A 24,325-nucleotide genomic window follows, 5' to 3' on the forward strand; every position below is an offset into this window, starting at 1 on the left:
CGACGACGAAAAAGGTGGGGCTGAAAACCGGCTGCACGCACAGAAGGCGTTGCTGGTGGAACTGCTGGCGTAGCTGGTCGACGCGAACGTCGTCGCCCGCGAGGTTCACAGTCCTCTGAAACAAAATTTATAACCCACAACCGAAGTGTGCCCATGCGGGCGACGGCATCCACCGCACGCTCCCCACGTTCGCCCGCTTTCCCGCGCGACCGCCCGATGCTGGTCGGCTCGGCCGGTCGCGCGGGGCGTTCCACTTCCGCCGAGCCACCCGACCCCTTTTAGGCGATGGGGGAGTATCCACGCCCGTGTCAGAGTCGGCGCACCTGCGGTTCTTCCCGTACGAGGAGCCCTACCCGAACCAGCGCGAGGCGATGGACAGGGTCGCCAACGCGCTGGACCGGGGACAGGACGTGCTGTTCGAGGGCGCGCCCGGGACGGGGAAGACGCTCTCAGCGCTCGTGCCCGCCTTAGAGCACGCCCGCGAGCACGACCGGACGGTCGTCATCACGACGAACGTCCACCAGCAGATGCGCCAGTTCGTCGAGGACGCCCGCGCGATCACCCGCACGGAACCGATCCGCGCGGTCGTCTTCAAGGGGAAGTCGTCGATGTGCCACATCGGCGTGGACTATCAGGAGTGCCAGACCCTCCGGGACGCGACGCGGTCCGTCGTGGAGACGGAGGGCGACAGGCGGGAGCTGGAGCAGCGCCAGCGCGAGCTGCTCGCGGAGAGCCGCGAAGGGGACGCCTCGGCCGCGGAGGCCCGCGAGGCGGTGATGGAGGAGCTCGACGACATCGAGGAGGAACTCGACGAAATGGACGACGCGACCGTCTGCGAGCGCTACTACAACAACCTCACGCGGGACACCGACGCGTTCTTCGAGTGGCTGTTCGACGACGTGCGGACGCCCGACGACGTGTACGACTACGCCGAGGAGCGGGAGCTGTGCGGCTACGAGCTGCTGAAGGAGGGGATGGAGGGCGTCGACCTCGTGGTCTGTAACTACCACCACCTGCTGGACCCGAACATCCGCGAGCAGTTCTTCCGCTGGATCGACCGCGATCCCGCCGAGATAATCACCGTCTTCGACGAGGCGCACAACGTCGAGGACGCCGCCCGCGACCACGCGAGCCGCGAGCTCACTGAGCAGACGCTCGACGCCGCGTTAGAGGAGCTCGCGGAGGCGGACGACTCGCGGGCGGACGCCGCCGAGAACGTGATCCGCGCCTTCCGGGACGCGCTGGCTGAGACCTACGACGAGAGCCTCGGCTTCGGCGCCCGGGAGGCGGTCGGCGACGACTGGGAGGACGTGACGGTCGCCAACGAGGACCGCCGCGACGACCTCACGCTGGCGTTCCTCGACCGCTACGAGGGGCGCGGCATCGACACCGAGACCGAGCTCGCGGTCCAGCTCGGCGGCGCGCTCGACGAGGAGTACGAGCGGCGATACCGGGACGGCGAGACGGAGAGCCGCAAGGAGTGCCGGGTCCTACAGGCCGCGCGGTTCATCGAGGCGTGGATGGACGAGGGCGCGGAGCTGGGACAGTACCCCGTCGTCTCGGTGCGGCGCGACGCCGGCACCGACGAGGTGTACGGCCGCGCGGAGCTGTACACCTGCATCCCGCGGGCGGTCACCAGCGAGCTGTTCGACGAGGTGGCGGCGTCGGTGCTGATGAGCGCGACGCTGCGGCCCTTCGACGTGACCCGCGAGGTGCTCGGCGTCGAGAACGCGGCGGAGCTGGCCTACGAGATGGCCTACCCGGAGGCGAACCGGCGGACGTTCGCGGTGGACACGCCGCCGCTTTTCGCCTCCGAGCGCGACGACGAGGAGACTCAGCAGAAGGTCGCGGACACCCTCCGCGACGCGGTCCGGTTCACGCCGGGGAACACGCTGGTCTTCTTCCCCTCCTACGCGGAGGCCGAGCGGTACGACGACCTCCTCGGCGGTGCCGGGAGCCTCGCGGATGCCGACTTGGGGACGCGCTATCTCGACGGCCCGGGCGTCGATACCGAGGCGATCAGACGCAAGTTCGTCGACGCCGAGGACGCGACGCTTTTCACCTCGCTGTGGGGTACGCTCGCGGAGGGCGTCAGCTTCGACGGCGACGACGCCCGGACGGTGGTGGTCGTCGGCGTCCCCTATCCGCACCTCTCCGACCGCATGGAGGCCGTCCAGGAGGCGTACGGCCGCGCGTTCTCGGACACCGGCCGGGCCCGCGACCCGGGATGGGCCTACGCGGTCGAGGTCCCGACGATCCGCAAGACCCGGCAGGCGGTCGGCCGCGTCATCCGAGGACCGGACGACTTCGGCGTGCGGATCCTCGCCGACCGCCGGTACACATCGGCGGACATGGGGAAGTACTCCGTCCGGGGGGCGTTCCCGCCGGAAGAGCGCGAGGAGCTTCTGGACCTCCCGCCCGAGAAGCTGAAGTTCGCGATGCTGAACTTCTACACCGACCACGACGCCTACCACGGGCCGCCGCCGGAGCCGTGAGGAAAGCGGAGCGTCGCGACCGACCGGCCCGATTCGCCCGAACCACCGCGGTTTAACCGGCCGCCCGCGAATCCCCGCGCATGAAGCTGATCGCGTTCGACTTCGACGGGACCCTCTCGGACTCGGAGATGACGGTCCTGCTCGCGGAGCGGGCCGGCGTGGCCGACGAGGTGGCCGACATCACCGAGCGGGCGATGAACGACGAGTTGAGCTACGCGGAGAGCCTCTACCGGCGCGCGGAACTGCTACAGGGGCTCTCCGCCGCGGACGTGGAGGCGGCGTTCGACGAGGTGCGGATCCGGCCGGGCGCGGCAGCCCTGATCGAGCGCCTGCAGGCGGAGGGTCACCACGTCGCGGTGCTCACGGGCGGCTTCGAACGCGGCGTCGCCGCGGCGCTCGAAAAGGAGGGCGTCGAGGTCGACACCATCGTCGCGAACCGGCTCCCGACGGACGCCGCTGGCGCGCTGACCGGCGAGGCGGACGGACCGCTCATCGAGGGGACGAAGGACGACGCGCTCGCGGACCTGGCCGACGAGGTGGGCGTGCCGCTGGCGTCGACGGTCGCGGTCGGCGACGGCGCCAACGACCTGCCGATGCTGGAGGTCGCCGGGCTGTCCGTCGGCTTCGCGCCGAAGCGGGCGGTGCGGCCCGTCTGTGACGCGGTCGTCGCCTCCATGTTCCGGCTTGGCAAGGTGTTCGAGGGGTACCGAGTGCTTCCGAAGGAGGACTGATTATACTCATGCGCCGACTTCTCGGTCGCGAGCGTCTCAGACGAGAAACTTCGGAGTCGTGACTGTCTGGACAGCACCGTCCAGAAAGCCCTAGCCGGCTCTTCCTACTACTGATTTGGGTCTGGTGGAGATCCTGCTGCTCTGGACAGCAACACCCAGAAAGCCCCAGCCGGCTCGACCGGCCGCGACACGCTCTGCGCTCCTCGCTCTCAGCACAACCCGCTGCGGTGCTTGAGGCGTCGGGGCCGGATCGAGCCGGCTGCCCCTTTCAGTCCCACCCCGTACCGCGACCGCACGGCAACCGCCCCCACCGCAACCGCTCCGCACAGCAGCCTCGTACCTCCCCAGCCTCGGCCGCGGACCGGCCGCGAAACCGCAACGCAGGCGGCCGGCCCGCGACCTCCCTCGCGCGCGTTTCTCGCGCGCGCCGACAGCACGGCACCGCTCCGCATCGGTCCCACACCGCACCGCTCCGGACGTTTTTCAGCGATCGGGCGCGACTCCCGCCGTGAGTGCAGTTCGATCGTCGCGTCCGCAGGCATCGCCTCGCGGGCCGTCGAGATGCGGGTTCTGTGGGGTTGGCTCGCGTTGGACTGACTCTCGGCGTGGAGCCCGATCAGTCGTCGTCGGTCGCCTTCGCGGGTTTCCGGCGGTCGCTGCGGGGGCCCTCGGCCTCCACGGCGGGCAGCATGTCTCGGAGGTAGCGTCCGGTGTGTGACGCCTCGGTGCGCGCGACCGTCTCGGGGGTGCCGTGGGCGACCAGCTCGCCGCCGCCCTCGCCGCCCTCGGGACCGAGGTCGATCACGCGGTCGGCGTTCTTCACGAGGTCCAGCTCGTGTTCGATGACGACGACGGTGTTGCCGTTGTCGGTGAGCCGGTGGAGCACCTCGATGAGCTTGCGCTCGTCCTCCTTGTGGAGTCCGGTGGTCGGCTCGTCGAGGAGGTAGAGCGTGTTTCCGGCGTCCTTCTTGCCCAATTCCTCCGCGAGCTTGACGCGCTGGGCCTCGCCGCCCGAGAGGGTCGTCGAGGGCTGGCCGAGCCGCATGTAGTCGAGCCCCACGTCCTTCAGGAGCTTCAGCCGGCGACGGAGCCCGTCGTGGCTCTCGAAGAAGTCGTACGCCTCCGCGACGCTCATGTCGAGCACGTCCGCGATGGTCGCACCCTTGTAGGTCACGTCGAGCGTCTCGTCGTTATAGCGCGCGCCGCCGCACTCCTCGCAGGGGACCTGCACGTCCGAGAGGAAGTTCATCTCGATGGTGACGGTACCCTGTCCGCCGCACTCCTCACAGCGCCCGCCCTTCACGTTGAACGAGAAGCGGCCCTTCTCGTAGCCGCGCTGTTTGGCGAGCTTGGTCTCCGCGAACAGCTCGCGGATGTGGTCGAAGACGTCGGTGTACGTCGCCGGGTTCGAGCGCGGCGTGCGCCCGATGGGCGACTGGTCGATGAGCCGGACGGTTTCGATCCCCTCCACCCCCTCGACCGCGTCGTGCTCGCCGGGGTCCACGGAGGTGTTGTCGTTCATCTCGCGGACCAGCGCCTTGTAGAGCACGTCGTGCATCAGCGTCGACTTGCCGGAGCCCGAGACGCCCGTGATCGCGGTGAAGACGCCGAGCGGGATCGGCACGTCGAGGTCGTCGAGGTTGTGCTGGCGCGCGCCCCGTACGACGAGTTCGCCGGTCGGCTCGCGGCGCTCGGCGGGAACGGGCACTTCCTCGCGGCCGGCGAGGTAGTCGCCGGTGACGGAGTCGTCGGCCTCGCAGATGTCCGCGAACTCGCCCTCAGCGACGACCTCGCCGCCGCGCTTGCCCGGCCCGGGCCCCATGTCGACGATGTGGTCGGCGCGGCGCATCGTCTCCTCGTCGTGCTCGACGACGATCAGGGTGTTGCCGAGGTCGCGGAGGCCGGCGAGGGTGTTCAGCAGGCGGTCGTTGTCGCGCTGGTGGAGGCCGATGGAGGGCTCGTCGAGGACGTAGAGCACGCCCACGAGGCCGGACCCGACCTGCGTAGCGAGCCGGATGCGCTGGCTCTCGCCGCCCGAGAGCGTCGCCGCCTCGCGGTCGAGCGTGAGGTACTCCAGCCCGACCTCCTCCATGAAGCCGAGGCGGGCGCGGATCTCCTTGAGGATCTCCTCGGCGATGGTGCGGTCGCGCTCGGAGAGCCGCGCCTCCATCCCCTCGAAGTGCTCGCGGGCGTCGCCGATCGAGAGCCGGTTCACTTCGGTGATCGGCGCGCCGTCCACGAGCACGGAGCGCGACTGGGGCTTCAGCCGCGTGCCGTCGCAGGCCGGACAGGTGGTGACGGCCATGTAGTCCTCGATGTGCTCGCGAGTGGACTGCGACTCCGTCTCGACGTGGCGGCGCTGGAGGTTCGGGATGACCCCCTCGAAGCGCTTCTCCTTGCGCCGGACGCCGTTCTTCGTCTGCCGCTCGAAGACGACCTGCTCGTCGGTGCCGTAGAGGAACTGCTCGCGCACGTCGGGGTCGAGGTCCGCGAAGGGCGTGTCGACGCTCACGCCGAAGTGCTTCGCGACGGAGTCGATCCGGGTGCGGTAGTACGACCGGTTGTACGACCACGCCTCGAACACGTCCTTGATCGGCTTCGAGGGGTCCTGGACCACGAGGTCCTCGTCGACCTCCTTCGTGGAGCCGATCCCCTCGCACTCGGGGCAGGCGCCGTGCGGGGAGTTGAACGAGAACGACCGCGTCTCGATCTCCGAGAAGTCGATGCCGCAGTGGGTGCAGGCGAGCTCCTCCGAGAACTCCACGACGAGGCGGTCGGCGGAGACGCCGTCCGCGTCGCCGTCGTCGTCTTCCGTCTCCTCGGGAGCGCCGCCCGCGAGGTCGCCAGTCGAGCGCGCCGCGGAGCCGCCGAGTTCCTCGGCCGCGCCCTCGGGCGGGTCCGGGACGATCAGCTTGAGGACGCCGTCGGCCTCCTCCAGCGCGGTCTCGACGGAGTCGGTGATCCGCGAGCGCTCGTCCTCGGTGACCCTGATCCGGTCGACGATCACGTCGATCGTGTGGTCGTAGTTCTCGTCGAGGTCGGGGTCGTCGAACGAGAGGTCGTACGGCTCGCCGTCGACCTCCACGCGGGCGTACCCCTCGGACTGGAGCTCCTCGAACAGGTCCTCGAAGGCGCCCTTCTGGTCGCGAACGACGGGCGCGGCGACCATCGCCTTCGTCCCCTCCGGCAGCGCCATGATCCGACGGACCATCTGCTGGGCGGACTGCTCGCCCACCTCGCGGCCGCATTCGGGGCAGTGTGGCGTCCCGACCCGGGCGTACAGCAGGCGGAGGTAGTCGTGGAGCTCCGTGACGGTGCCGACCGTCGAGCGCGGGTTGTTCGCGGCGTTCTTCTGGTCGATGGAGATGGCCGGCGAGAGCCCCTCGACCGCCTCCACCTGCGGTTTGTCCATCTGGCCGAGGAAGTTGCGGGCGTAGGCGGACAGCGACTCGATGTAGCGGCGCTGGCCCTCGGCGTAGATCGTCTCGAACGCGAGCGAGGATTTGCCCGATCCGGACAGCCCCGTCACCACGGTGAACTCCTCGCGGGGGATGCGGACGTCGAGGTCCTTGAGGTTGTGCTCCTCGGCCCCGCGGACCTCGATGTAGTCCTTGCTCATCTTGGAGCACACGTTGTCCGCGCGCGCGGGAATACCCGTCGGTTCCGGCGGTGAGTCCACCGCGTCTGCCCCGCGATCGGTGCGCGGACGACGCCGGAGACCGGTCTGACCGGGGGCCTCACGCCCGCTCGCGTCCGCCGAGCGTCAGACGCCGACGGGGACGTTTTTTACGTTCGGACCGCGGACACCCTACAAATGGGACTCAGGTGTCTGCTCGGGCACGACTTCGGCGAACCCGAACTCGAGCGCGAGCGCGAGGAGGAGGGCGACGAGGTCGTCATCACCGTCCGCGAGGTGAAGACCTGTGACCGCTGCGGCGAGCGGCAGGTCGTCAGCGAGAACAAGGAGGTCACCTCGATCGAACAGCTCGCCGACGCCGCCGACACGGCGGCCGACGCGCCCGCGGACGCGACCGACGCCGAGCCGGCCGAGCCGACCGTGTCGAGCGGGGACGACGACCCCGCCGAGCCGGAGGCCGCCGTCGCCGAGGCCGAGGAGCCCGTCCAGCCGGACGAGCCGGGCGCCGAGCCCTCGGTGGAGCCGTCCCCCGCGGATGCGGAAGTCGAGGACGAGGACGACGCCGTCTTCATCGACGAGGGGCCCGACGGGGCCGATGAGCCGGAGACCGTGGACGGACCCGCACCGGACCTGAGCGGCATCGAGAACGAGCCCGCGGACGCCGACGCGCCCGCCGGCGGAGCAAGCCGCGCGTCCGATCCCGAGACCGACTCGGCGCCCCGGAACGCGGACGAAGAAGACGCGGAGATCCTCGACGATAGTCCCGGTGGGCAGCGACAGGACCCCCACGTCGACGCCGAGCCGGACGCGGACGGCGCGACCGGCCACGGCGACTGGCCCGATGCCGGCCCGGGCGGGGACGCCGAGCGCGGCGACGAGGTCGACGCCGAAAGCGGCGACGAGGTCGACGCCGAGAGCGACGACGGCGTCATTCTCGACGAGGAGCCCGACACCGACCCCGAGCGCGAGTACGGCGAATGGCCGGAGCCGGACGAGGAGGCCGAGGCGGCCGCCGACGAGCCCACCCCGTGGCCCGAACACCGCGGCGACGACGAGGGGTACGACGCGACCGTCGACGAGGGCGAAAGCGAGGAGGCCGGCGTCAGCTTCGGCGGCGGGCTCACCCCCGAGGTGGACGACGACGCGGTCGACGGCGAGGCGGTCGACGACGACGCGGAGTTTATCGAGAACGAGCCGGTGGAGGCGACGCCGGAGCCCGCTGCGGACCGAGAGCCGACCGACGGACCGGGGGCGACCGACGCGGAGGCAACGACCGACGCGGACGCGGTGGACGACGCCGCCGCAACCGGCCCCGCGGACGGCGCGACGCCCGCGGCCGGTCGGGATTTCTCCGACACGGAGGGCGCCGAACTCACGACGACGATGAACGAGGCGGACACCGAGTACTACTGTCCGGAGTGCGGGATGAGCCGCCCGGCCGACGGGAACTCGATCCGCGCGGGCGACAGCTGTCCGGAGTGTAAGATCGGGTGGGTGGAGGAACGACCGCTGTGACGCGGCCCCCCTCGCCTGCCGCTCCCACCCGGCCGCCCCGCTGACGAAACAGGTTTACCGTCCCCTGCCGAACGCGTTGCCAATGAAGGAGTACAAGATGCGACGCGGCGAGCATCTGGACGACCGGATGCCCGACCTGAAAGCCTCCATCGAGGAGTACTTCGGCGAAGTGACCGGAACCGAGGAGACGAACGGCCAGGAGCTGTACGTCGTCGAGGACCCCGACAACCCCGTCTTCGAGCGCATCCTCGCGGGCGCCGCCGAGTACAGCGGCAAGAAGGACAAGCTGATGGTCCACTTCGAGGAGCGCGACGCCGAAGACGTCATCGCCGAGGGCAACGCCGACGCCGCCGCCGACGCGGTCGACGCCAAGAACGACTTCCTGCTCGAAGCGACCGGCCGCGACGCCAAGTCCCGCCGCGACTCCATGAAGCGCGCCGTCGAGGACGAAGCGCCGGATTACTAACGACCGACCTTTTTCTGCGTCGGGTCGCGGCGGCGCAGGCGCCGCCGCGACCGCTCCTTGAAAAATGTCGATCAAAAAGGGGCCGCGGTCGGCGCTGCGGGCGCTTCGCGCCCTCGCGCCGCCGCGGTTCCACAACCTCGACAGAAACAGCACCGCACCAGCACCGCCACGGCACTGGGTCCGTAGTTACAGAAACCGCACGGCAGCGCGGTCGTGAGGGGAACGCCGCGAGCCACCACGGGGACGGAAAAGCCGACTCGTGCGGCGGAACTCAGAGCGCGTTTTCGAGCGCGCTCGCGACCGCCCGAGCCTTCTCGGCCAGTTCGGTCGGGACGTCGCCGGCCGCGACCGCGGCGTCGAGCTCGTCGTCGTCCACGCGCCGGACGGTGCCGTCGGCCGCCTTCACCACGTCGACGTGGAGGTCGACGTACCGGATCGCGTCCGGGAACGCCTCGACCGGCGTACAAACGTTGACGTAGGTCCCCTTCGTGGCCCCCTCCGCGTCGCGGTAGACCGTCGGGTACCACCAGCGCCCCTCCTTGAACGAGGTGTGCGCCGTGTCGCCCGCCTCCCGGCGCGCGTCGAGCTCGTCGTAGCTCCCGCCGGGCGTCATCTCGCGGCGCACCGACACCGAACCGTCCGGCTCGACCTCCGTGACGGTGCCCTCTCCGAGAACGATCCGGTGGCCCGCGGGCTTGCCGTGCTCGATGCGGACGGCGTCGCCCTCGTGGGGACCGAACTGCTCGGTCACCACGTCAAAGGGGAACGCCGCCTCGGGGTCCTCGCCCGGCATGGGTTCCGTCAGCGCCTCCGCGAAGTCGACGCCCGCGCGGGCGCTCGCGGAGCCGGCCTTGATCCGATGGTGGCCGAGCATCGTGGGCGCGACCGCGCCGCGCTCGCGGTCGAGCGCGAACCGCGACTCGCGGCCGAACCAGACCCACGCGCCGGCCCGCGGCGCGACGAGACGACCCGGTTCGCCGACGGGGTCGTCGGTCGCGGCCTCCACCGCCTCCGCGCGGTCGACCGCGCTATCGAGCGCCTCCCGGAGCGCGTCCATCCCGGCGTCGACCGCGGGGGCGTGCCAGACGATTCCCCAGTCGTCGGGCGGGTGGAGGTCCAGCAGGTCGGCCATGCCGGCGAGTTCGCGGCCCGCGGCCTCGTCGTACGACTCCACGCGCGTCCCGCCGCCGGGGACCAGCGAGGCGAGCTCGCCGACGACCCTGATCTCGGCGTCGAGCACCGGCCGGTCGTCGTCCCACGGCGCCGCCGTCTCGCGGACCTGCACGCGCACCGCGTCCCCGACCTCGACGCGGTCGTCGACGTTCCCGTAGGGGAGGTACCCCTCGACGGTCGCCCCCGAACCCTCGGCCCCGGGCGGCGACCCGAGGTCGACCACCGCGCCGCCGCCGAGCGTCTCCGTCACCTCGCCGTCGAAGACCGAGCCCGATGGCGCGGGGTCCGTCCACGCGAGCGCGTCGCGAGCGACCCCCCGAAGCCGGTCGGTGACCGCCTCGACCGCCGCCGAACCCCCGGCGACGCCGACGCCCTGTCTGTCGTCCGTCGTGACGACCTCGGCCGCGGGGGCACCGCCTTCCTGAACCCGGTCGGCGAGCGAGGAGTCGGCGAACCGTCGCCGGATCGGCGGCGAGGCGTCCGCCACGTCGTGGCCGGCGTCCGCCAGCAGCCGGGTGAGCGCCGTGGCGTAGATGCCGCGGACCCGGACCGGCGGCGTCCCGAGAGCACCCCCGTCCTCTTCCTCCGACACGGCTACAGGTCCTCCGGGTCGCGCGCGAAGCGCACGCGGTCGTGAACGGTCGGGCCCAGGGTCAACTCGACGACATCCTCGGAGAGCGTGCGGCCGTCCTCGACGTACGCGCCCCACGACCCGAACGAGACGTACCCGCGCAGGTCGCCGCCGTGCGTGTACAGGTCGACGGCGCAGTCGGGGTGTTCCTGCGGACCGTCCGGGCCGTGGGCCGTCTCGAGGTCCGAGTGGAGCGTCTCCGCGTCGGCGACGAACGACTCGATGGCCGCCGCATCCGCGGCCACGAGCTCGGCCGCGCGGTCGCTCGCGGCCCGGATCTCCTCGGTGTCGAGGCCGGCCTCCCGGAGCGCCTGCTGCGTGCGCGGGTCGAAGTGCATACCTCGCCTACGGGCGAGGGGGTCTCAAGGCTCACGGTCGGGCGGCCCGTGCCGCGTCCGGCGCGGGGCCGACGAGCGCCCGTCGCTCGCCGCCCGGACTCGCGGCCCCCGCCGCCACCAGAGCTTAATTTGTGGCGGGCGACCGGTGATCCATGACGGACAGAAAGGATCCGATAGAGACCGCCTCCGACGGCTCGCGGGACCTCTACGACGTGGCGACGTGGGAGCCGCGGACGGCGCTCGACCGCGTCGCCGTCTCGGGGTACTGGCTGCTGACGCGGGGCGCGAAGGTCGCGGTGGTGCTCCTCGCGTTCCTGATCTTGCTTTCGCTGGGGATCCTCGGGGCGCTCTCGGAACCGGAGATCGGCCTCCTGACCGCCTTCTCCGCGCTCCCGGCGCTCGGGCTGGCGGCGTACGTCCGGTACTCGGACGTGACCGAGGCGGAACCGCTCTCGCTTTTGGTCGCGACGTTCCTGCTCGCGGTTCTGACCGCCACCTTCGCCGCGGTCGTCAACAGCCTCGTACAGGGAGTGTTCGGCCCGTTCGAGGGGCTCAGCATGGTGGTCTTCTTCTTCCTCGTGGTGGGGCCGGGCGAGGAGGCGGTGAAGCTGCTCGCGGTCCGGCTGTACGCGTACACCGACGACCGCTTCGACGCGGTGATAGACGGCGCGGTGTACGGCGCCGTCGCGGGGCTCGGCTTCGCCACCATCGAGAACGCGCTCTACATCGCGCGCAACGTCGATGCCGCGGAGCTCGGCGCCGGGGTCGGGCTGGCGATCCTCGGCGCCGGCGACGGCATCGCCGCGCTCCGGGCGCTCGCGGGGCCGGGCCACGTCATCTACTCCGCGTTCGCCGGGTACTACCTCGGGCTCGCGAAGTTCAACCCCGAACACCGCGGCCCCATCGTCGTGAAAGGCGTCGTGATCGCGGCGCTGATCCACGCCACCTACAACTCGACGGTCGGTCTCGGCTCCGGGATCATCGGCGCCGTCACGGGGCTGTCGTCTCTCCCGGCGTTCCTGATGTACGTCCTGCTCTTCGACGGGGTGTTCGGCTTCGTCCTGCTCCGGAAGATCTGGCGCTACCGCGAGACGCACCTCGAGGTCCACGACGAGATCGAGGAGGACGCGGCCCCGGAGATGACCGAGTTCGAGGAGTGATCCCCGGAGCGGGAACGGCGGCGAGCCGACCCGCAGTCGGTCCGTAGCCGGTCCGTATCCGGGGTCCGTGCCGGCTAACAAACCCGCCCGCGACGGAGTGCGTCCATGGTCAGACTTCCCCGTCGCGGCCGGACGGTCCGCTTCCTCGTGGTCGTCGGTCTCCTGCAGGCGGTCGCGCTCGCGGTCTTCCTCGCGTACCTGCTGGGACTGGCGTTCGCGGTCGGCGGCGAGCTCGTCGTCGACATGCGCCGGTTCGGGGAGGACCTCGCGGAGTTCTGGCTGATGGTGTTTCTGGTGCCCGTGCTGGCGGTGACGCTGTTCTACGCGCTGGAGGCGCTGCCGCCGGCCGACGAGTTCGAGTGACGGTGCAGCCGCTCTCGGTTCGAGCGTCGAAAAAGCGTGAGGTCCTCGGTTCGCGGGCGATGCGACGGCGAAAGCGGTCGGCGGTGAGTGAGGTGTCCTATCGGGGGACGCTCACATTGCGCCGCCCATACCGCCCATGCCGCCCATACCGCCCATGCCGCCGGCGCCGCCGGGCGCGCCGCCCTCGTCGCCGCCGTCGTCGGAGCTGCCGCCCTTGAGGTCGCCGGCCGCGATGACGTCGTCGATGCGGAGGATCATCGTGGCCGCCTCGGTCGCGGACTCGATGGCCTGCGTCTTGACGCGGAGCGGCTCGACGACGCCCTCGGCCTCCATGTCGATCACGTCGCCCGTGTAGGCGTCGAGACCGGCGCCGAACTCGCCGCCGTCGTGGCGGGCGCGGAGGTCGACCAGCGAGTCGATGGGGTCGAGGCCCGCGTTCTCGGCGAGCGTGCGCGGGATGACTTCCAGCGCGTCGGCGAACGCCTCGACGGCGAGCTGCTCGCGGCCGCCGACGGAGTCGGCGAAGTCGCGGAGCTGCAGCGCGAGTTCCGTCTCGGGGGCGCCGCCGCCGGGCAGCACCTTCCCGTCGAGCAGCGTCGTGCGGACGACGCCGAGCGAGTCCTCGATGGCGCGCTCGATCTCGTCGACGACGTGCTCGGTGCCGCCGCGCAGGATGAGCGTGACGGACTTGGCCTCCTCGACGTCCTCGACGAAGATGCGCTCGTCGCCGCCGACGTCCTTCTGGGCGACGGAGCCGGCGAAGCCGAGGTCGTCGCTCTCGATGTCGTCGAGGTTGGAGACGACGCGGCCGCCCGTCGCGCGGGCGAGGCGCTTGAGGTCGCCGGACTTGGCGCGGCGCACCGCGAGGATGCCCTCGCTGGCGAGGTAGTGCTGTGCCATGTCGTCGATGCCGTCACCGACGAAGACCACGTCGGCGCCGACCGCTTTCAGGTGGTCGACCATCTCGCGGAGCTGCTCCTCCTCCTGGTCGAGGAACTGCTGGAGCTGGTCGGGGTCGGTGACGTTGACCTCGGCGTCGATCTCCGTCTCCTTCACCTCGAGGGCGCCGTCGAACAGCGCGACGTTCGCGTCCTCGACCGCGTAGGGCATGTTCTCGTCGACGCGCTCCTTGTCGACGATGACGCCCTCGACGAGCTCGGACTCGTCGACGGAGCCGCCGACGACCTTCTCGACGGAGACGTTGTCGGTGTCGATGCCGTCGTCGTCGGCGACCGCGGTGACCGCGTCGACGACGAGCTCGGAGAGCAGGTCCTTCGAGGACTCCGCGCCCTTGCCGGTCATCGCCGTCGCGGCGATCTGCGTGAGGGTCTCGCGGTCCTCCTCGGAGACGTCGATCGCCTCGTTCTCGAGGATCTCCTTGGCCTTCGCGGCGGCCTGGCGGTACCCCTGTGCGAGGGTGGTCGCGTGGATGTCCTGGTCGATGAGCTCCTCGGCCTGGTCGAGGAGCTCACCGGCCACGACGACCGCGGAGGTGGTGCCGTCGCCCACTTCCTCCTCCTGGGTCTCGGACACCTCCACGATCATGTTGGCCGCGGGATGGTCGATATCCATCTCCTTCAGGATGGTCACGCCGTCGTTCGTGACGACGACGCCACCCGTCGAGTCGACGAGCATCTTGTCCATCCCTTTCGGGCCGAGCGTGGTGCGGACGGACTCCGCGACCGCCTTGCCGGCCGTGATGTTCATCGTCTGCGCGTCCTTTCCGGAGGTGCGCTGCGACTCCTCGGAAAGTACGATCATGGGCTGATTGCCCATCCGCTGTCGCTGTGCCATAGTACACCCACTGATTGTCTGTGGTTCTATAAAAAACCTTCGTCGGCATCGTGCGAAAACGGCACACGGCACGCCGTAGCAACAGCATGAGTGTCCTTCACAAGGTAGGTTTATACGTCAGTCGGCCGCGGTCGCCGACCGCGTACCGGCAGTTCGAAAAAGCGACGGCGTGGAACGCGGACCGAAGGCGGCTCGCGAACCGGTCGACCCTCTCAGGGGCTCGAAAAGGAGAGGTCGTCGCCGAGCTCGTTCGACTTCCGCTCGAGGAAGGAGTAGACCGCGCCGTGGGGTGCGCCGTCGACGAGCATCCCGACCGCGCGCCGCACGACCTCGACCTCCTCGGGGTCGCCGATGGCGCCGACCGTCGAGCCGTAGACGACCACGTTCGCGCCGGTCAGCTCCTCCAGCAGTTCGCGCGTTCGGCCGTTCTCCCCGATGACGCGGCCCTTCTTGCGCTGGAGGTCGTTGTCGTTGCGGGTGTGTTCGGACAGGTCGATCAGCTCGAACGTCCGGAGGTCGTCGTCCAGGAGCGACAGGGCGGTCTCGGGGGTGAACCCGCGGCCGATGGCGCGGACGATGTCCGGCGCGACGAGCCCGGCGACCGGGTCGCCGACGCTCTCGATGGCGACCGAGCCGCTCTCGGAGTCCACGTCCAGTCGCACCTCAGCGCGGGACTCGACCTCCCGCATCGTCTCGCCGCCGGCGCCGATGAGGACGCCGATACGGTCCTGCGGAACCGTCACGTGATTCATACGCTCCGGTAGCCGACGGACGGTTTTAAACGTGTTCCAGCGTCGTTCCGCCGGGAACCGGAGATTCCGGGGCGACTCCCCCGAGCGTCCCCGCGGCCCGGACTCGTCCGAGAAACCCGCCGACGGACGAGGATTATCGTTTTCGAGAACGAGAGTCGACCGAATCGTTCGCGCCGTTTTCGGCCGTGAACGGTTCGGACGGTCGACCCGGTTTATACCGGATCCGCGCGTCGAGCGCCGTGTATGCAACGCAAAACTGTACTCGTGGCGCTCGTCGCGCTGCTCGTCGGCGCGACGGCCGCGGTCGGCGCGGCGTCGCTCGCGGTCGAGGTGAGCCAGTCGCCCGGCGAGGCGGCGACGGTCACGGTCACCGACAACGGCACCGCCGTCGAGAACGCGACCGTCACGGTCGCGACGACCGACGAGAACGCGAGCTACGCGGGTAACGGTACGTACACGACCGACGCGAACGGGACGGTCGATCTGCCCGCACCCGACGAGGACGTCGAGGTCTCGGTGACGGCGGAGTACAACGGCACCACCGCCACACAGACCACGGTCCTCGAGGCCGCCGACGAGTCGTCCCTCTCCGTGGGCGTGAGCCAGACCGCCGGCGAGTTGGCGACCGTGAGCGTGACCGAGAACGACACCGGCGTCGCGAACGCCTCGGTCGACGTGGCGCTCGCCGACTCCGAGAACGAGACGAACGTCTCGTACGCGGGCGTTGGGTCGTACACGACCGACGTCAACGGGACGGCCGAGCTCCCCGCGCCCGAGGAGAACGTCACCGTCGACGTGACGGCGACGGCGGGCAACGAGAGCGCGTCCACGACCGCGACGCTGCTGGCCGCGGCCGGCAACGAGACCGAGGAGGCGACCAGCTTCGGTCAGCGACTCCAGGAGTTCAAGCTTGAGCTCGGCGCGAACGCCACCGGGCAGGACATCGCCTCGTGGGTCGTCGCGAACAACCCCGGCAACGCGCCGGACCACGCCGGCCCCGGCGCCGCGGACGACAACCCGTCCGCGAACGCCTCCGCGAACGGCAACGGTAACGGAGACGGCGGCCCGCCGGACCACGCGGGCGCCAACGACGAGGACGACGAGAACGGCGACGGCGGCCCGCCGGACCACGCCGGCGGGAGCGGCGACAGCGACGGCGGGAACGGCAACAGCGGGAACGGCAACGGCGGCGGCCCGCCTGACCACGCCGGCGGAAGCGATGACGGTGGCGACGAGGAGACCGACGAAGACGACGGTGAAGGCGACGAGTAGGACGGACCGGATCGAACCTCGTTCGCCTCACACTCCCGAAATTCGGCACGATAAACGGTCTAAACGGTTCCAGTCGGTCAAAACGGCAAGGGGTCTTTATGTTTAGACCCGCCTAAAGGCCGATGCGGGCAACGTGAGATCGGAGGCACACGACGAACCGCGCAGCGTGGGACCGCCTCACTCTCCACCACCCACACCACCCACGCGGTTTCCACGGGCGGGGTTCGTGCGGGGCCGAAGCGGTCCGATCTCGGCCCGACACTTCTGACCGGTCACGAGACGGCCAGCGGCGGCACCGTCGGGTATTCTCTCGTCGCCTTCGAGCGAGTTCGTCCCGACCGGTGTCGGTAGCGTTTTGGGTGCGGTCGGCCAAGCCAGATCCATGAGCGAACACTACGCGCCGGTGTCCGAGCACCTCTCGGACCCGGCGACGGCCCGCCGCGAGGGGCGACGGAAGATGGACTGGGCGCTGCAGCACATGCCCATCCTGCAGGAGCTTCGGGAGTCATTCACGGCCGAGCAGCCGTTCGAGGGCGAGGTCATCGCGATGGCGATGCACGTCGAGGCGAAGACCGCGAACCTCGTGGAGCTGCTCGCGGACGGCGGCGCCGAGGTGGCGATCACCGGCTGTAACCCCCTCTCCACGCACGACGACGTGTCCGCGGCGCTCGACGGCCACGACCGGATCACCTCCTACGCGGTCCGCGGCGTCGACGACGAGGGCTACTACGAGGCCCTGCGCTCGGTCGTCTCCCACGACCCGACCATCACCGTCGACGACGGGATGGACATGGTGAAGATCGTCCACGAGGAGTACCCGGAGCTGATCGACACCATCGTCGGCGGCGCGGAGGAGACGACCACGGGCGTCCACCGCCTGCGCGCGATGGACGAGGAGGGGGCGCTGGAGTACCCCGTCTTCGCGGTGAACGACACGCCGATGAAGCGGCTGTTCGACAACGTCCACGGCACCGGCGAGTCCTCGCTGGCCACCATCGCGATGACGACGAACCTCTCCTTTGCCGGCAAGAACGTCGTCGTCGGCGGCTACGGCTACTGCGGGAAGGGCGTCGCCAAGAAGGCGGCGGGCCAGAACGCGAACGTCATCGTCACCGAGGTCGAGCCCCGGCGCGCGCTGGAGGCGCACATGGAGGGCTACGACGTACTGCCGATGCAGGAGGCCGCCGAGAAAGGCGACGTGTTCGTCACGACGACGGGCAACCGCGACGTGATCACCGAGGAGCACTTCGAGGTCATGAACGACGGCGTCCTGCTCGCGAACGCCGGTCACTTCGACGTGGAGATCAACCTCGACCAGCTCGCGGACATGGCCGTGGACACCTACGAGGCCCGCGACGGCGTCGAGGCGTACGAGCTGCCCGACGGCCGCCGGCTCAACGTGCTCGCGGAGGGACGGCTCGTCAACCTCGCGGCGCCCATCGCGCTCGGCCACCCCGTCGAGGTCATGGACCAGAGCTTCGGCATTCAGGCCGTCTGCGTTCGCGAACTCGTCGAGAACGGGGACGCGTACGAGCCGGGCGTCCACGACGTCCCCGACGAGCTCGACCGCGAGGTCGCCGAGATCAAACTCTCCGCCGAGGGCGTCGACTACGACGAGCTCTCGGCCGAACAGCGCGAGTACATGGGCAGCTGGGAACACGGGACGTAAACTACCCCTCCCTACTCCCTCGGCGCATACGCGCCTCGGTCCTTGAGGGTGGGGCTTTGATGTGGACTCGCGGCAATCAATCACCAGCAATAGGCCGGTGACTCTCGCCGTTCAACGTCCCACCATTCACACGCAGGTCTACTTCTGCGTCTCCGCTCCCCGACTTGGGCGAGGAACGGAGTCTGTGTGTCCGTTTTCGGGCGTACCGTAACCCGATATTTTTCGCACCGTTGTAGTCCGCGTTGACCTCGTACCCGCACTTCTGGCACTCAAAGTGTTCTCCGTGGCGGTTGTCCTCGTGCGTGAATCCACAATCCATCCGAGAACAGCGGTGGGACGTGTGGTTCGGTTCGACTTGTTCCACGGAGATGCCCTGTTCAGAGGCCTTGTAGGAGACGTACTCATAGAGGCGTCGGAACGCCCATACATGATGCCACTCCGCCTGCAATAGTCGATCTCGGATGTCGGTCAAGTCCTCGAACACAATAACGTCGCAGTCGTGTTCGACGGCTTCCGAGACGAGTTCGTTGGCGATCGTATGGATGTACTGTTTGCGCCAGGCCTCTTCACGCTTCCCGAGGCGAAGCAGGGCCTTGTGTGCGGCCTGCGTGCCGCGCCGTTGCATCTCTCCACGTCGCTTCTCGAACTCACGACACCAGTGGTCGTAGTCGTCCCCCTGCCAAAACGTGCCGGTTGAGGACACAGCGAGGCTGTTGACGCCGAGGTCGATGCCGAGGACCGTTTGGTCGGAGTGCCCGGTATCTGCCGAAACCTCTGCGTCACCGTCTACCCGCTGCGTTGAGATGTTGAGGTAGAACTCGTCGGTTGCCGCGTCGTACCGAAGCGTACTCTCGCGGAACTCGTAGTCCTCGGAGAGTACGTACCGCTCGTAGGGCGTCGGGCTGTCCGCCGGGAGAACGAACGATGGTTCGATCCGCCCCTCGACAGTTGCCAGAGACACCTTGTTGCGATAGAAGGTGGCGCTCCGCGTGTCGTAGTCCATCGTTTCGGCGGTGAACGTCGGACAAGAGACACGCTGTCCTTTCTTCCACCGTTCGACACACGCTTTGACAGCTTCGACGGCGCGTTTGATGGCGGCTTGGACGAGTTGTGCCTGTAGGTCCGTCTCCTCTCGAAGTTCGGAGTAGAGCGCGTCACGAACCTCTCGCTTGTTGGTGTTGCACTCGGTGTAGGAGGTGTCGGACCAACAGTAGTCGGCGGTTCGGTTCGCGCAGTACAGGTATTGCTCGGCGGTTCGGTGGAGTGCGTCGCGTTGCTCGTCGGAAACGGCGAGTTTCACGACGGCGGTTCGACGCACCACCATGACTTCAGAGAGTACCCGATGGTACTTATATGTCTGGGGGTCGGCCGGTCGCAGTATGCTGGTTATGTCGTCCCATGTCGGGTTACTCTCCGGCCTACTCGCTCCCTTCGCTACGCTTCGGTCGCTCCTTGAGGCCGGAGGCTCCACCTCGAAAACGCTGATCGGGGCGACCGGGGCAACCTCGGCCGGTCGGTCGGGTGTTCCGACTCCTCCGCGGGCGATTCTCCGTCCTTCGCGACCGCCGACCCCGAGACAGACATTCGCATGCGCGGCAAGAGTTACACCTAAAAGTCCGGCCGTCGAGACGCGACCATGGAGAACGGCATCTACCTCGCGCTGGCGGCGGCGGCCTGTCTCGGCTTCGCGGCGACGAACTTCGCGCTCAACGACGGCGGCATCCTCCCCGGCTGGATCCTGCTGGGCGTGCTGTTCGCGGTCGCCGGGGTCGCCAGCGTCGTGCTCGGCGAGGACGACGGCGCGAGCGGCAGTACCGGAGCGTAGGCGAGTCGCCGCGGGGTGGGTCGGCGGACGACGCCGCGGAGCCGAGGGCTTTTACCCTCGTCCGAGCAATCTCCGTCGATGACGGAACCGACGGAGGGCGAGCATGTCCGCGAACCGTAAGGGCGACCGCCGCGAGCGCGAGCTGGTGAACGCACTCGACGAGGCGGGCTTCGCGGTTATGCGCGCGCCCGCGAGCGGCAGCGCGACGGAGCGCGAACTCCCCGACGTGCTCGCGGGCAACGGCGAGCGCTTCTACGCCATCGAGGCGAAGTCCTCCGCGGGCGACCCCATCTACCTCACCGGTGAGGAGGTGGAGGCACTGCTGTTCTTCTCGCGGAACTTCGGCGCGAAGGCGCGCATCGCGGTCCGGTTCGACCGCGAGGACTGGTACTTCTTCCACCCCGGCGACCTCTACACGACCGACGGCGGCAACTATCGGGTGAAAAAGGAGACGGCGCTGTCGGACGGGACGGACTTCGCGGAGTTCGTCGGCGACTCCGAGCGGACGACGCTGGACGATTTATAAGCCCTCTCGGGAGCCCGCGACGGCGACCGCGTCACTCCCCGCGGTCGACCGCGACGAGCCGCGAGGCGGGGAAGCCGTACCGCTTCGCGTCGCGGACCCCCGTGGTCGGCGAGAGCGCGTCGACGTAGACGGCCTCCACCACCGGCTCGTGGGCGCCGTAGCCGGCGTTGGTCGGGTAGTCCGCGATGGGCCGCCCCTCGTCGGTCTCGCGGGCGTCGGCGCGCTCGTCGGTGACGCGGGTGACGATCAGGAGCTTGCCCGTCTCCCGGTCGCGGACCGCCGCGCCCGGTTCGGGCCGGTGGTCGGCACAGAGCTGCGGCCCGGTCGCCTCGAAGGGGACGAACGTCTCGGCGCCGCAGACCGCACAGACGCCGACGCGCTCGTCGGGACCGGGGACGCTCCCGGCGGCGACCTCGCGCTCGACGCGACGGAGGTGCTTGCAGCGCGCGCCGCGGATGGCGTGGTCGGGACAGGTGCAGGTGCCGGCGTCGAGCGCGACGACGTAGGTGCCGCCCTCGGTCTCGACGACGTACCGGCGGTCCCGAAGCGGGCGGACGGTCATCGGCTCGGTTCGGGCGCGGTCCTCGCGCGTCTCCGGCTCCGACGTTCGAGGCGAAACGGACGGGATTCGTGTCGGGTCGGCGGATGACGCGGCTGTGTTGCTGGTTTGCGTCATGGATGGGAAGAGGGCGGGAGACCCTCACTTCGTGTGGAGAGAGGGTCCGAGCGCGTATAAATCTCCGGTCGGTCGGAGCGGATGAAGTGCCGAAACAGCGCGTTTCGGCTCGTCTCTCGCGTGTTCTCGACAGGGGGCCGGGCGTCCGCGCTTTCGAAGTCCTTTTGAGCGGGCCGGGGGTACCCGCAGGCATGGATATCGACGCGGAACTCCGCCGGCAGGTCGCGGTCTCGCTGTTGGCGGCCGCGGTCTTCGTCGCGGGGCTGGTCGCGCTCGGCACCACGTTCGGCAACGGCTCCGAAGCGGGGCTCTCCGCGAGCGGTTCGCTCGCGCTGGTGGGACTGCTCGCCGGCTTCGTCCTCCTGATGGCGGGCGTCGGGGCGTACCTGATCCGAGTGAGTGACGAGGAGTAGACCGACAGCCGGCCCCGTTCTGCGAGTCCCCGACCGGAGGGCGTCGCGACCCACGGCCGCGCTCGCTCCGCCGTCCGGTTCGTCGCTTTTCCGCCCGACCCGTCGCTCCACCGCCGCGCCTTTTAACGCCCCGCCGCGCGTTGCACAGGTCGATGACCGAGCTTCGGGTCTGTTCGTACAACGTGCGCTACGCGAACCCGGATGAGGGCCACGACGTGTGGGAGTTCCGCCGGGAAGGGGTGACGGACCTCGTCCGGTTCCACGCGCCGGACCTCGTGGGGTTCCAGGAGCCGGTGCCGGAGCAGGTGGCGGACCTCGAGGCGGGGCTCCCGGCGCACCGCCTCGTCGGCCGCGGGCGACGGGCCGGCGGGGACGGCGAGGCGTGTCCCGTCGGCGCGCGGACCGACCGCTGGACGATAACCGACCGCGACACCTTCTGGCTCTCCGAGACGCCCGAGGAGCCCGGCGCCGCGTGGGGGGCGAACCATCCCCGGATCGTCACCTGGGCGCGCGTGGCGCACGCCGGTGATGAGGGGGCCGAAGGCGGCGGCCGCGGCCCCGCGTGCTACCTGTTCAACACCCACTTCGACCACGAGAGCGCGCGGGCCCGCCGCGAGAGCGCTCGGCTGCTCCGGGAGCGCGTGGCGGCGATAGCGACCGACGCGCCCGCGGTCGTGGTCGGCGACCTCAACTGCCGGCCGGGGAGCGAGCCGCACCGGATCCTCACCGACGGCGACCTCCGACCGGCCGCCGAGGCAGCCGACGTGACCCACGGCCCGGACACCAGCATCACCGACTTCCGGGGGCCGATCCACGGCCGGCGCATCGACCACGTCCTCGTCGGCCCCGAGGTTGAGGTGGCGGCGTTCGCGACGCTCGCGGATCTGGACGACCGCGGGCGCCACCCCTCCGACCACCTGCCCGTGCTGGCGCGGCTTCGGATCTGACGGTGTTCCACGGAGGTTCTCGGAGGATTGAGAAGGAGTGGTGACTGGTGCGGGCGGATCGTGAAGGTCGCGTCCGGTTCGAACGTCGCATTTGGCTCTCTGAGACACCCATTCCGGTACTGTTGCAGTTCCTGCTGATCTGGACAGCAACACCCAGAAAGCCCCAGCCGGCTCTCCCTGCGACGTTTTTTCTGAGTCTGCTGTCGATCCTGCTGATCTGGACAGCAACACCCAGAAAGCCCCAGCCGGCTCTCCCTGCGACGTTTTTTCTGAGTCTGCTGTCGATCCTGCTGATCTGGACAGCAACACCCAGAAAGCCCCAGCCGGCTCGACCGGCCGCGGCACGCTCTGCGCGCTCGCGCCTCTCAGCAACGCCCGGCGCGAGTGCTTGAGGCGCCGGGGCCGGATCGAGCCGGCTGCCCCTTTCAGTCCCACCCACAGCCCCGCCCCGTACCGCAACCGCCCAGCTCCGCAACCGCACAGCAGCCTCACGCCTCCCCAGCCTCGCCGCAGCCGCGGTCGCGCGACCGCACCGTACCGCTGCGCGACCGCGGCTGCGGGCTCCCTCGCGCGCGTTTCTCGCGCGCCGACCGCACCGCCACGACCACTGACTGAACGGACGGCCGTTGCCGAACGCTCGAAATTCGTGGCTTGCGATGACCACTACTCGGCGTCGTCGCGTTCGTCGTTCTCCTCTGGGTCTTCGGCGTCTTCGGTGTCTTCCGATTCCGCTTCGTACTTCGCCAACGCGTCCTCCCAGCCGCGCGCGGCCGTCTCGTGGGTCTCGCGCAGGTCCGCGATGGGGGTCTCGGTCGCGTCGACTCGCAGGTCGGTGTAGTAGGGGTCCCCGCCCTCGCGGTCCTCGGTGGTCTCGACGATCAGCGCGGCCGACTGAACGGGGAGGTCCTCGCGCTTGTCCCCGCCCTCCGCGTGGCCGGCTTCCAGCGCGTCGATCAGCCGTTCGGACAGCGGCGCGTCGCCGAAGGCGTCGGACTCGTAGGCGGCCGCGGTCGCCTCGATCACCGCCTCGCCGGTCAGCAGGTTACCGGCGACGGTGTAGTTCTCGCCGATCGTGTGGCCGAACCAGCCCTTGCACTCCTCGCCGGAGAACGCGAACGTCCCGTCGGCGTCGACGCCGTGAAGCTGACGGCTCTCCTTCCCGTCGTCGGCGTTCAGCAGGGCGGGCAGGGCGTCCTCGACCGCGAGCCCGTCGTCGAGGTACGCGATCCCCTTTCGCCCGAGCTCGACGTTGACGAGCGACTGGGTGGCGACCGCGCCGCTCTCCGAGGCAAACGGACAGAGCGTCCCCACGCCGGGCAGTCGGGTGGTGACGGCGACGCCGAACCGGGTCTGTCTCTCCCCCTCGTCGTCGGTGTACTCCTCGCGGACGCAGATGCTGAAGGTCATGGCCGAGCATCGCCCGCGAGCGGACAAAAACCCGGGTTTCGCGGAAGGGCGGACTCCGGTCGGTCCGCGACCCTGATGTGCGGGCGCGTCCGGGAGTCGTCGCAGTGCGTCTGACGTAAGACCTAATGCGGTCTCCCCGGCATTGGGGTGTATGGGCATCATGAGCAAGATCCTCGGCGGCGGGGGCAACCGGTCGGTCGACGACTACGTCGAACTCGACCTCGACGACTTCGCCGAGGCGGCCGGCGGCGCAGGGATCACGGTCCACATCGCGGAGATCGGCGACAAAAGCGACATCATCCCGATAAAGGACGCCGTCTACGACGGCGACTTCGTCATCGCGGACATCACGCGCCACTCCACCTCCGACCGCACGGTCGAGTACATCATCGACGAGCTGCGACAGGTCGCACAGGAGGTCGACGGCGACATCGTCCAGAAGGGCGACGACCAGATCATCCTCGCGCCGACCGGCGTCTCCATCTCGCGACAGAAACTGGAGTAGCAGAGACTCGTGTCCTCTCGGACATTCCGT

20 protein-coding genes and 1 pseudogene are annotated in these 24,325 nt (G+C 69.6%); 13 read left to right on the forward strand and 8 right to left on the reverse strand.

Features of this window, described 5'->3' with window-relative positions; all coding sequences use genetic code 11:
* Positions 1 to 305: 305 nt before the first annotated feature.
* Together AN233_RS14920 and serB are read left to right on the forward strand one after the other, a co-directional pair.
* Positions 306 to 2,495, forward strand: a complete 2,190-nt coding sequence (locus AN233_RS14920) for an ATP-dependent DNA helicase (protein ID WP_058367558.1) — start codon at positions 306 to 308, stop codon at positions 2,493 to 2,495.
* Positions 2,496 to 2,575: 80 nt separating this feature from the next.
* Positions 2,576 to 3,226, forward strand: coding sequence for a phosphoserine phosphatase SerB (serB, locus tag AN233_RS14925; RefSeq protein WP_058367559.1), 651 nt, complete (start codon positions 2,576 to 2,578; stop codon positions 3,224 to 3,226).
* 616 nt (positions 3,227 to 3,842) lie between these two features.
* Here serB and uvrA read toward each other — a convergent pair.
* Positions 3,843 to 6,845 carry an excinuclease ABC subunit UvrA gene (gene uvrA, locus AN233_RS14930; RefSeq protein ID WP_058367560.1) on the reverse strand — a complete coding sequence of 1,001 codons (3,003 nt, stop codon included), beginning with the start codon at positions 6,843 to 6,845 and terminating at the stop codon, positions 3,843 to 3,845.
* Between the two features lie 195 nt (positions 6,846 to 7,040).
* Between uvrA and AN233_RS14935 the strand changes: the two genes are divergently transcribed.
* The gene (locus AN233_RS14935) at positions 7,041 to 8,378 is read left to right on the forward strand and encodes a DUF7093 family protein (RefSeq protein ID WP_058367561.1); all 1,338 of its coding nucleotides are present in this window, start codon (positions 7,041 to 7,043) and stop codon (positions 8,376 to 8,378) included.
* 82 nt (positions 8,379 to 8,460) lie between these two features.
* A complete protein-coding gene (locus AN233_RS14940; protein ID WP_058367562.1) occupies positions 8,461 to 8,844 on the forward strand; it encodes a DUF5611 family protein in 384 nt (127 codons plus the stop codon).
* Positions 8,845 to 9,115: 271 nt separating this feature from the next.
* Here the strand turns inward: AN233_RS14940 and AN233_RS14945 are convergent, their stop codons facing one another.
* Both AN233_RS14945 and AN233_RS14950 read right to left on the reverse strand, forming a co-directional pair.
* Positions 9,116 to 10,609, reverse strand: a complete 1,494-nt coding sequence (locus tag AN233_RS14945) for a DUF402 domain-containing protein (protein WP_058367563.1) — start codon at positions 10,607 to 10,609, stop codon at positions 9,116 to 9,118.
* 2 nt (positions 10,610 to 10,611) lie between these two features.
* Positions 10,612 to 10,986, reverse strand: coding sequence for a DUF7532 family protein (locus tag AN233_RS14950; RefSeq protein ID WP_058367564.1), 375 nt, complete (start codon positions 10,984 to 10,986; stop codon positions 10,612 to 10,614).
* 152 nt (positions 10,987 to 11,138) lie between these two features.
* Between AN233_RS14950 and AN233_RS14955 the strand changes: the two genes are divergently transcribed.
* Both AN233_RS14955 and AN233_RS14960 read left to right on the forward strand, forming a co-directional pair.
* Positions 11,139 to 12,146 (forward strand): PrsW family intramembrane metalloprotease, encoded by a 1,008-nt coding sequence (locus AN233_RS14955; RefSeq protein ID WP_058367565.1) that lies wholly within the window; start codon positions 11,139 to 11,141, stop codon positions 12,144 to 12,146.
* A gap of 105 nt (positions 12,147 to 12,251) precedes the next feature.
* Positions 12,252 to 12,509, forward strand: coding sequence for a hypothetical protein (locus tag AN233_RS14960; RefSeq protein ID WP_058367566.1), 258 nt, complete (start codon positions 12,252 to 12,254; stop codon positions 12,507 to 12,509).
* A gap of 111 nt (positions 12,510 to 12,620) precedes the next feature.
* Here the strand turns inward: AN233_RS14960 and thsA are convergent, their stop codons facing one another.
* Entirely contained in the window at positions 12,621 to 14,270 is a 1,650-nt protein-coding gene (thsA, locus tag AN233_RS14965; protein WP_080508501.1) for a thermosome subunit alpha, read from the reverse strand.
* Between the two features lie 245 nt (positions 14,271 to 14,515).
* Positions 14,516 to 15,055 carry a KH domain-containing protein gene (locus AN233_RS14970; RefSeq protein ID WP_058367567.1) on the reverse strand — a complete coding sequence of 180 codons (540 nt, stop codon included), beginning with the start codon at positions 15,053 to 15,055 and terminating at the stop codon, positions 14,516 to 14,518.
* 243 nt (positions 15,056 to 15,298) lie between these two features.
* On the opposite strand from AN233_RS14970, the gene AN233_RS14975 reads away from it, so the two are divergent.
* Positions 15,299 to 16,327: a hypothetical protein gene (locus AN233_RS14975; protein ID WP_058367568.1), complete on the forward strand. Its 1,029-nt coding sequence runs from the start codon at positions 15,299 to 15,301 to the stop codon at positions 16,325 to 16,327.
* A gap of 382 nt (positions 16,328 to 16,709) precedes the next feature.
* Positions 16,710 to 17,996 (forward strand): adenosylhomocysteinase, encoded by a 1,287-nt coding sequence (locus AN233_RS14980; RefSeq protein ID WP_058367569.1) that lies wholly within the window; start codon positions 16,710 to 16,712, stop codon positions 17,994 to 17,996.
* Between the two features lie 76 nt (positions 17,997 to 18,072).
* Here the strand turns inward: AN233_RS14980 and AN233_RS14985 are convergent, their stop codons facing one another.
* Positions 18,073 to 19,320: an RNA-guided endonuclease InsQ/TnpB family protein gene (locus tag AN233_RS14985; protein ID WP_058367570.1), complete on the reverse strand. Its 1,248-nt coding sequence runs from the start codon at positions 19,318 to 19,320 to the stop codon at positions 18,073 to 18,075.
* A 312-nt stretch (positions 19,321 to 19,632) separates the two neighbouring features.
* Between AN233_RS14985 and AN233_RS14990 the strand changes: the two genes are divergently transcribed.
* Both AN233_RS14990 and hjc read left to right on the forward strand, forming a co-directional pair.
* Positions 19,633 to 19,821, forward strand: coding sequence for a hypothetical protein (locus AN233_RS14990; RefSeq protein WP_058367571.1), 189 nt, complete (start codon positions 19,633 to 19,635; stop codon positions 19,819 to 19,821).
* A gap of 103 nt (positions 19,822 to 19,924) precedes the next feature.
* A pseudogene (gene hjc / locus AN233_RS14995) lies at positions 19,925 to 20,344 on the forward strand (Holliday junction resolvase Hjc); the annotation flags it as partial.
* A 34-nt stretch (positions 20,345 to 20,378) separates the two neighbouring features.
* On the opposite strand, the gene AN233_RS15000 reads toward hjc, so the two are convergent.
* Positions 20,379 to 20,909, reverse strand: a complete 531-nt coding sequence (locus AN233_RS15000; RefSeq protein ID WP_094192432.1) for an SWIM zinc finger family protein — start codon at positions 20,907 to 20,909, stop codon at positions 20,379 to 20,381.
* A 305-nt stretch (positions 20,910 to 21,214) separates the two neighbouring features.
* On the opposite strand from AN233_RS15000, the gene AN233_RS15005 reads away from it, so the two are divergent.
* Together AN233_RS15005 and AN233_RS15010 are read left to right on the forward strand one after the other, a co-directional pair.
* Positions 21,215 to 21,436 (forward strand): DUF7472 family protein, encoded by a 222-nt coding sequence (locus tag AN233_RS15005; RefSeq protein ID WP_058367573.1) that lies wholly within the window; start codon positions 21,215 to 21,217, stop codon positions 21,434 to 21,436.
* Positions 21,437 to 21,588: 152 nt separating this feature from the next.
* On the forward strand, positions 21,589 to 22,383 hold the full coding sequence (locus AN233_RS15010; protein WP_058367574.1) for an endonuclease/exonuclease/phosphatase family protein: 795 nt from the start codon (positions 21,589 to 21,591) through the stop codon (positions 22,381 to 22,383).
* A gap of 663 nt (positions 22,384 to 23,046) precedes the next feature.
* Here the strand turns inward: AN233_RS15010 and AN233_RS15015 are convergent.
* Positions 23,047 to 23,790, reverse strand: a complete 744-nt coding sequence (locus tag AN233_RS15015) for a DUF1028 domain-containing protein (RefSeq protein WP_058367575.1) — start codon at positions 23,788 to 23,790, stop codon at positions 23,047 to 23,049.
* A gap of 151 nt (positions 23,791 to 23,941) precedes the next feature.
* Between AN233_RS15015 and AN233_RS15020 the strand changes: the two genes are divergently transcribed.
* Positions 23,942 to 24,295 carry a cell division protein SepF gene (locus AN233_RS15020; RefSeq protein ID WP_058367576.1) on the forward strand — a complete coding sequence of 118 codons (354 nt, stop codon included), beginning with the start codon at positions 23,942 to 23,944 and terminating at the stop codon, positions 24,293 to 24,295.
* Positions 24,296 to 24,325: the final 30 nt, after the last annotated feature.

Origin of the sequence: Haloparvum sedimenti (assembly GCF_001462205.1) — an archaeon.
In the GTDB taxonomy this organism is placed as follows: Archaea; Halobacteriota; Halobacteria; order Halobacteriales; family Haloferacaceae; genus Haloparvum; species Haloparvum sedimenti.

Excerpts from the sequence above, each read along its gene's own strand:
- AN233_RS14940 (WP_058367562.1), top strand. The coding sequence starts at position 8,461 with ATGAAGGAGTACAAGATGCGACGCGGCGAGCATCTGGACGACCGGATG.
- AN233_RS14980 (WP_058367569.1), top strand. The coding sequence starts at position 16,710 with ATGAGCGAACACTACGCGCCGGTGTCCGAGCACCTCTCGGACCCGGCG.
- AN233_RS15000 (WP_094192432.1), bottom strand. The coding sequence starts at position 20,909 with ATGACCGTCCGCCCGCTTCGGGACCGCCGGTACGTCGTCGAGACCGAG.
- serB (WP_058367559.1), top strand. The coding sequence starts at position 2,576 with ATGAAGCTGATCGCGTTCGACTTCGACGGGACCCTCTCGGACTCGGAG.
- AN233_RS14985 (WP_058367570.1), bottom strand. The coding sequence starts at position 19,320 with ATGGTGGTGCGTCGAACCGCCGTCGTGAAACTCGCCGTTTCCGACGAG.
- AN233_RS14960 (WP_058367566.1), top strand. The coding sequence starts at position 12,252 with ATGGTCAGACTTCCCCGTCGCGGCCGGACGGTCCGCTTCCTCGTGGTC.
- AN233_RS15020 (WP_058367576.1), top strand. The coding sequence starts at position 23,942 with ATGGGCATCATGAGCAAGATCCTCGGCGGCGGGGGCAACCGGTCGGTC.
- uvrA (WP_058367560.1), bottom strand. The coding sequence starts at position 6,845 with ATGAGCAAGGACTACATCGAGGTCCGCGGGGCCGAGGAGCACAACCTC.
- AN233_RS15015 (WP_058367575.1), bottom strand. The coding sequence starts at position 23,790 with ATGACCTTCAGCATCTGCGTCCGCGAGGAGTACACCGACGACGAGGGG.
- AN233_RS14975 (WP_058367568.1), top strand. The coding sequence starts at position 15,299 with ATGCAACGCAAAACTGTACTCGTGGCGCTCGTCGCGCTGCTCGTCGGC.
- AN233_RS14935 (WP_058367561.1), top strand. The coding sequence starts at position 7,041 with ATGGGACTCAGGTGTCTGCTCGGGCACGACTTCGGCGAACCCGAACTC.
- AN233_RS14955 (WP_058367565.1), top strand. The coding sequence starts at position 11,139 with ATGACGGACAGAAAGGATCCGATAGAGACCGCCTCCGACGGCTCGCGG.
- AN233_RS14950 (WP_058367564.1), bottom strand. The coding sequence starts at position 10,986 with ATGCACTTCGACCCGCGCACGCAGCAGGCGCTCCGGGAGGCCGGCCTC.
- AN233_RS14990 (WP_058367571.1), top strand. The coding sequence starts at position 19,633 with ATGGAGAACGGCATCTACCTCGCGCTGGCGGCGGCGGCCTGTCTCGGC.
- AN233_RS15005 (WP_058367573.1), top strand. The coding sequence starts at position 21,215 with ATGGATATCGACGCGGAACTCCGCCGGCAGGTCGCGGTCTCGCTGTTG.
- AN233_RS15010 (WP_058367574.1), top strand. The coding sequence starts at position 21,589 with ATGACCGAGCTTCGGGTCTGTTCGTACAACGTGCGCTACGCGAACCCG.
- thsA (WP_080508501.1), bottom strand. The coding sequence starts at position 14,270 with ATGATCGTACTTTCCGAGGAGTCGCAGCGCACCTCCGGAAAGGACGCG.
- AN233_RS14970 (WP_058367567.1), bottom strand. The coding sequence starts at position 15,055 with ATGAATCACGTGACGGTTCCGCAGGACCGTATCGGCGTCCTCATCGGC.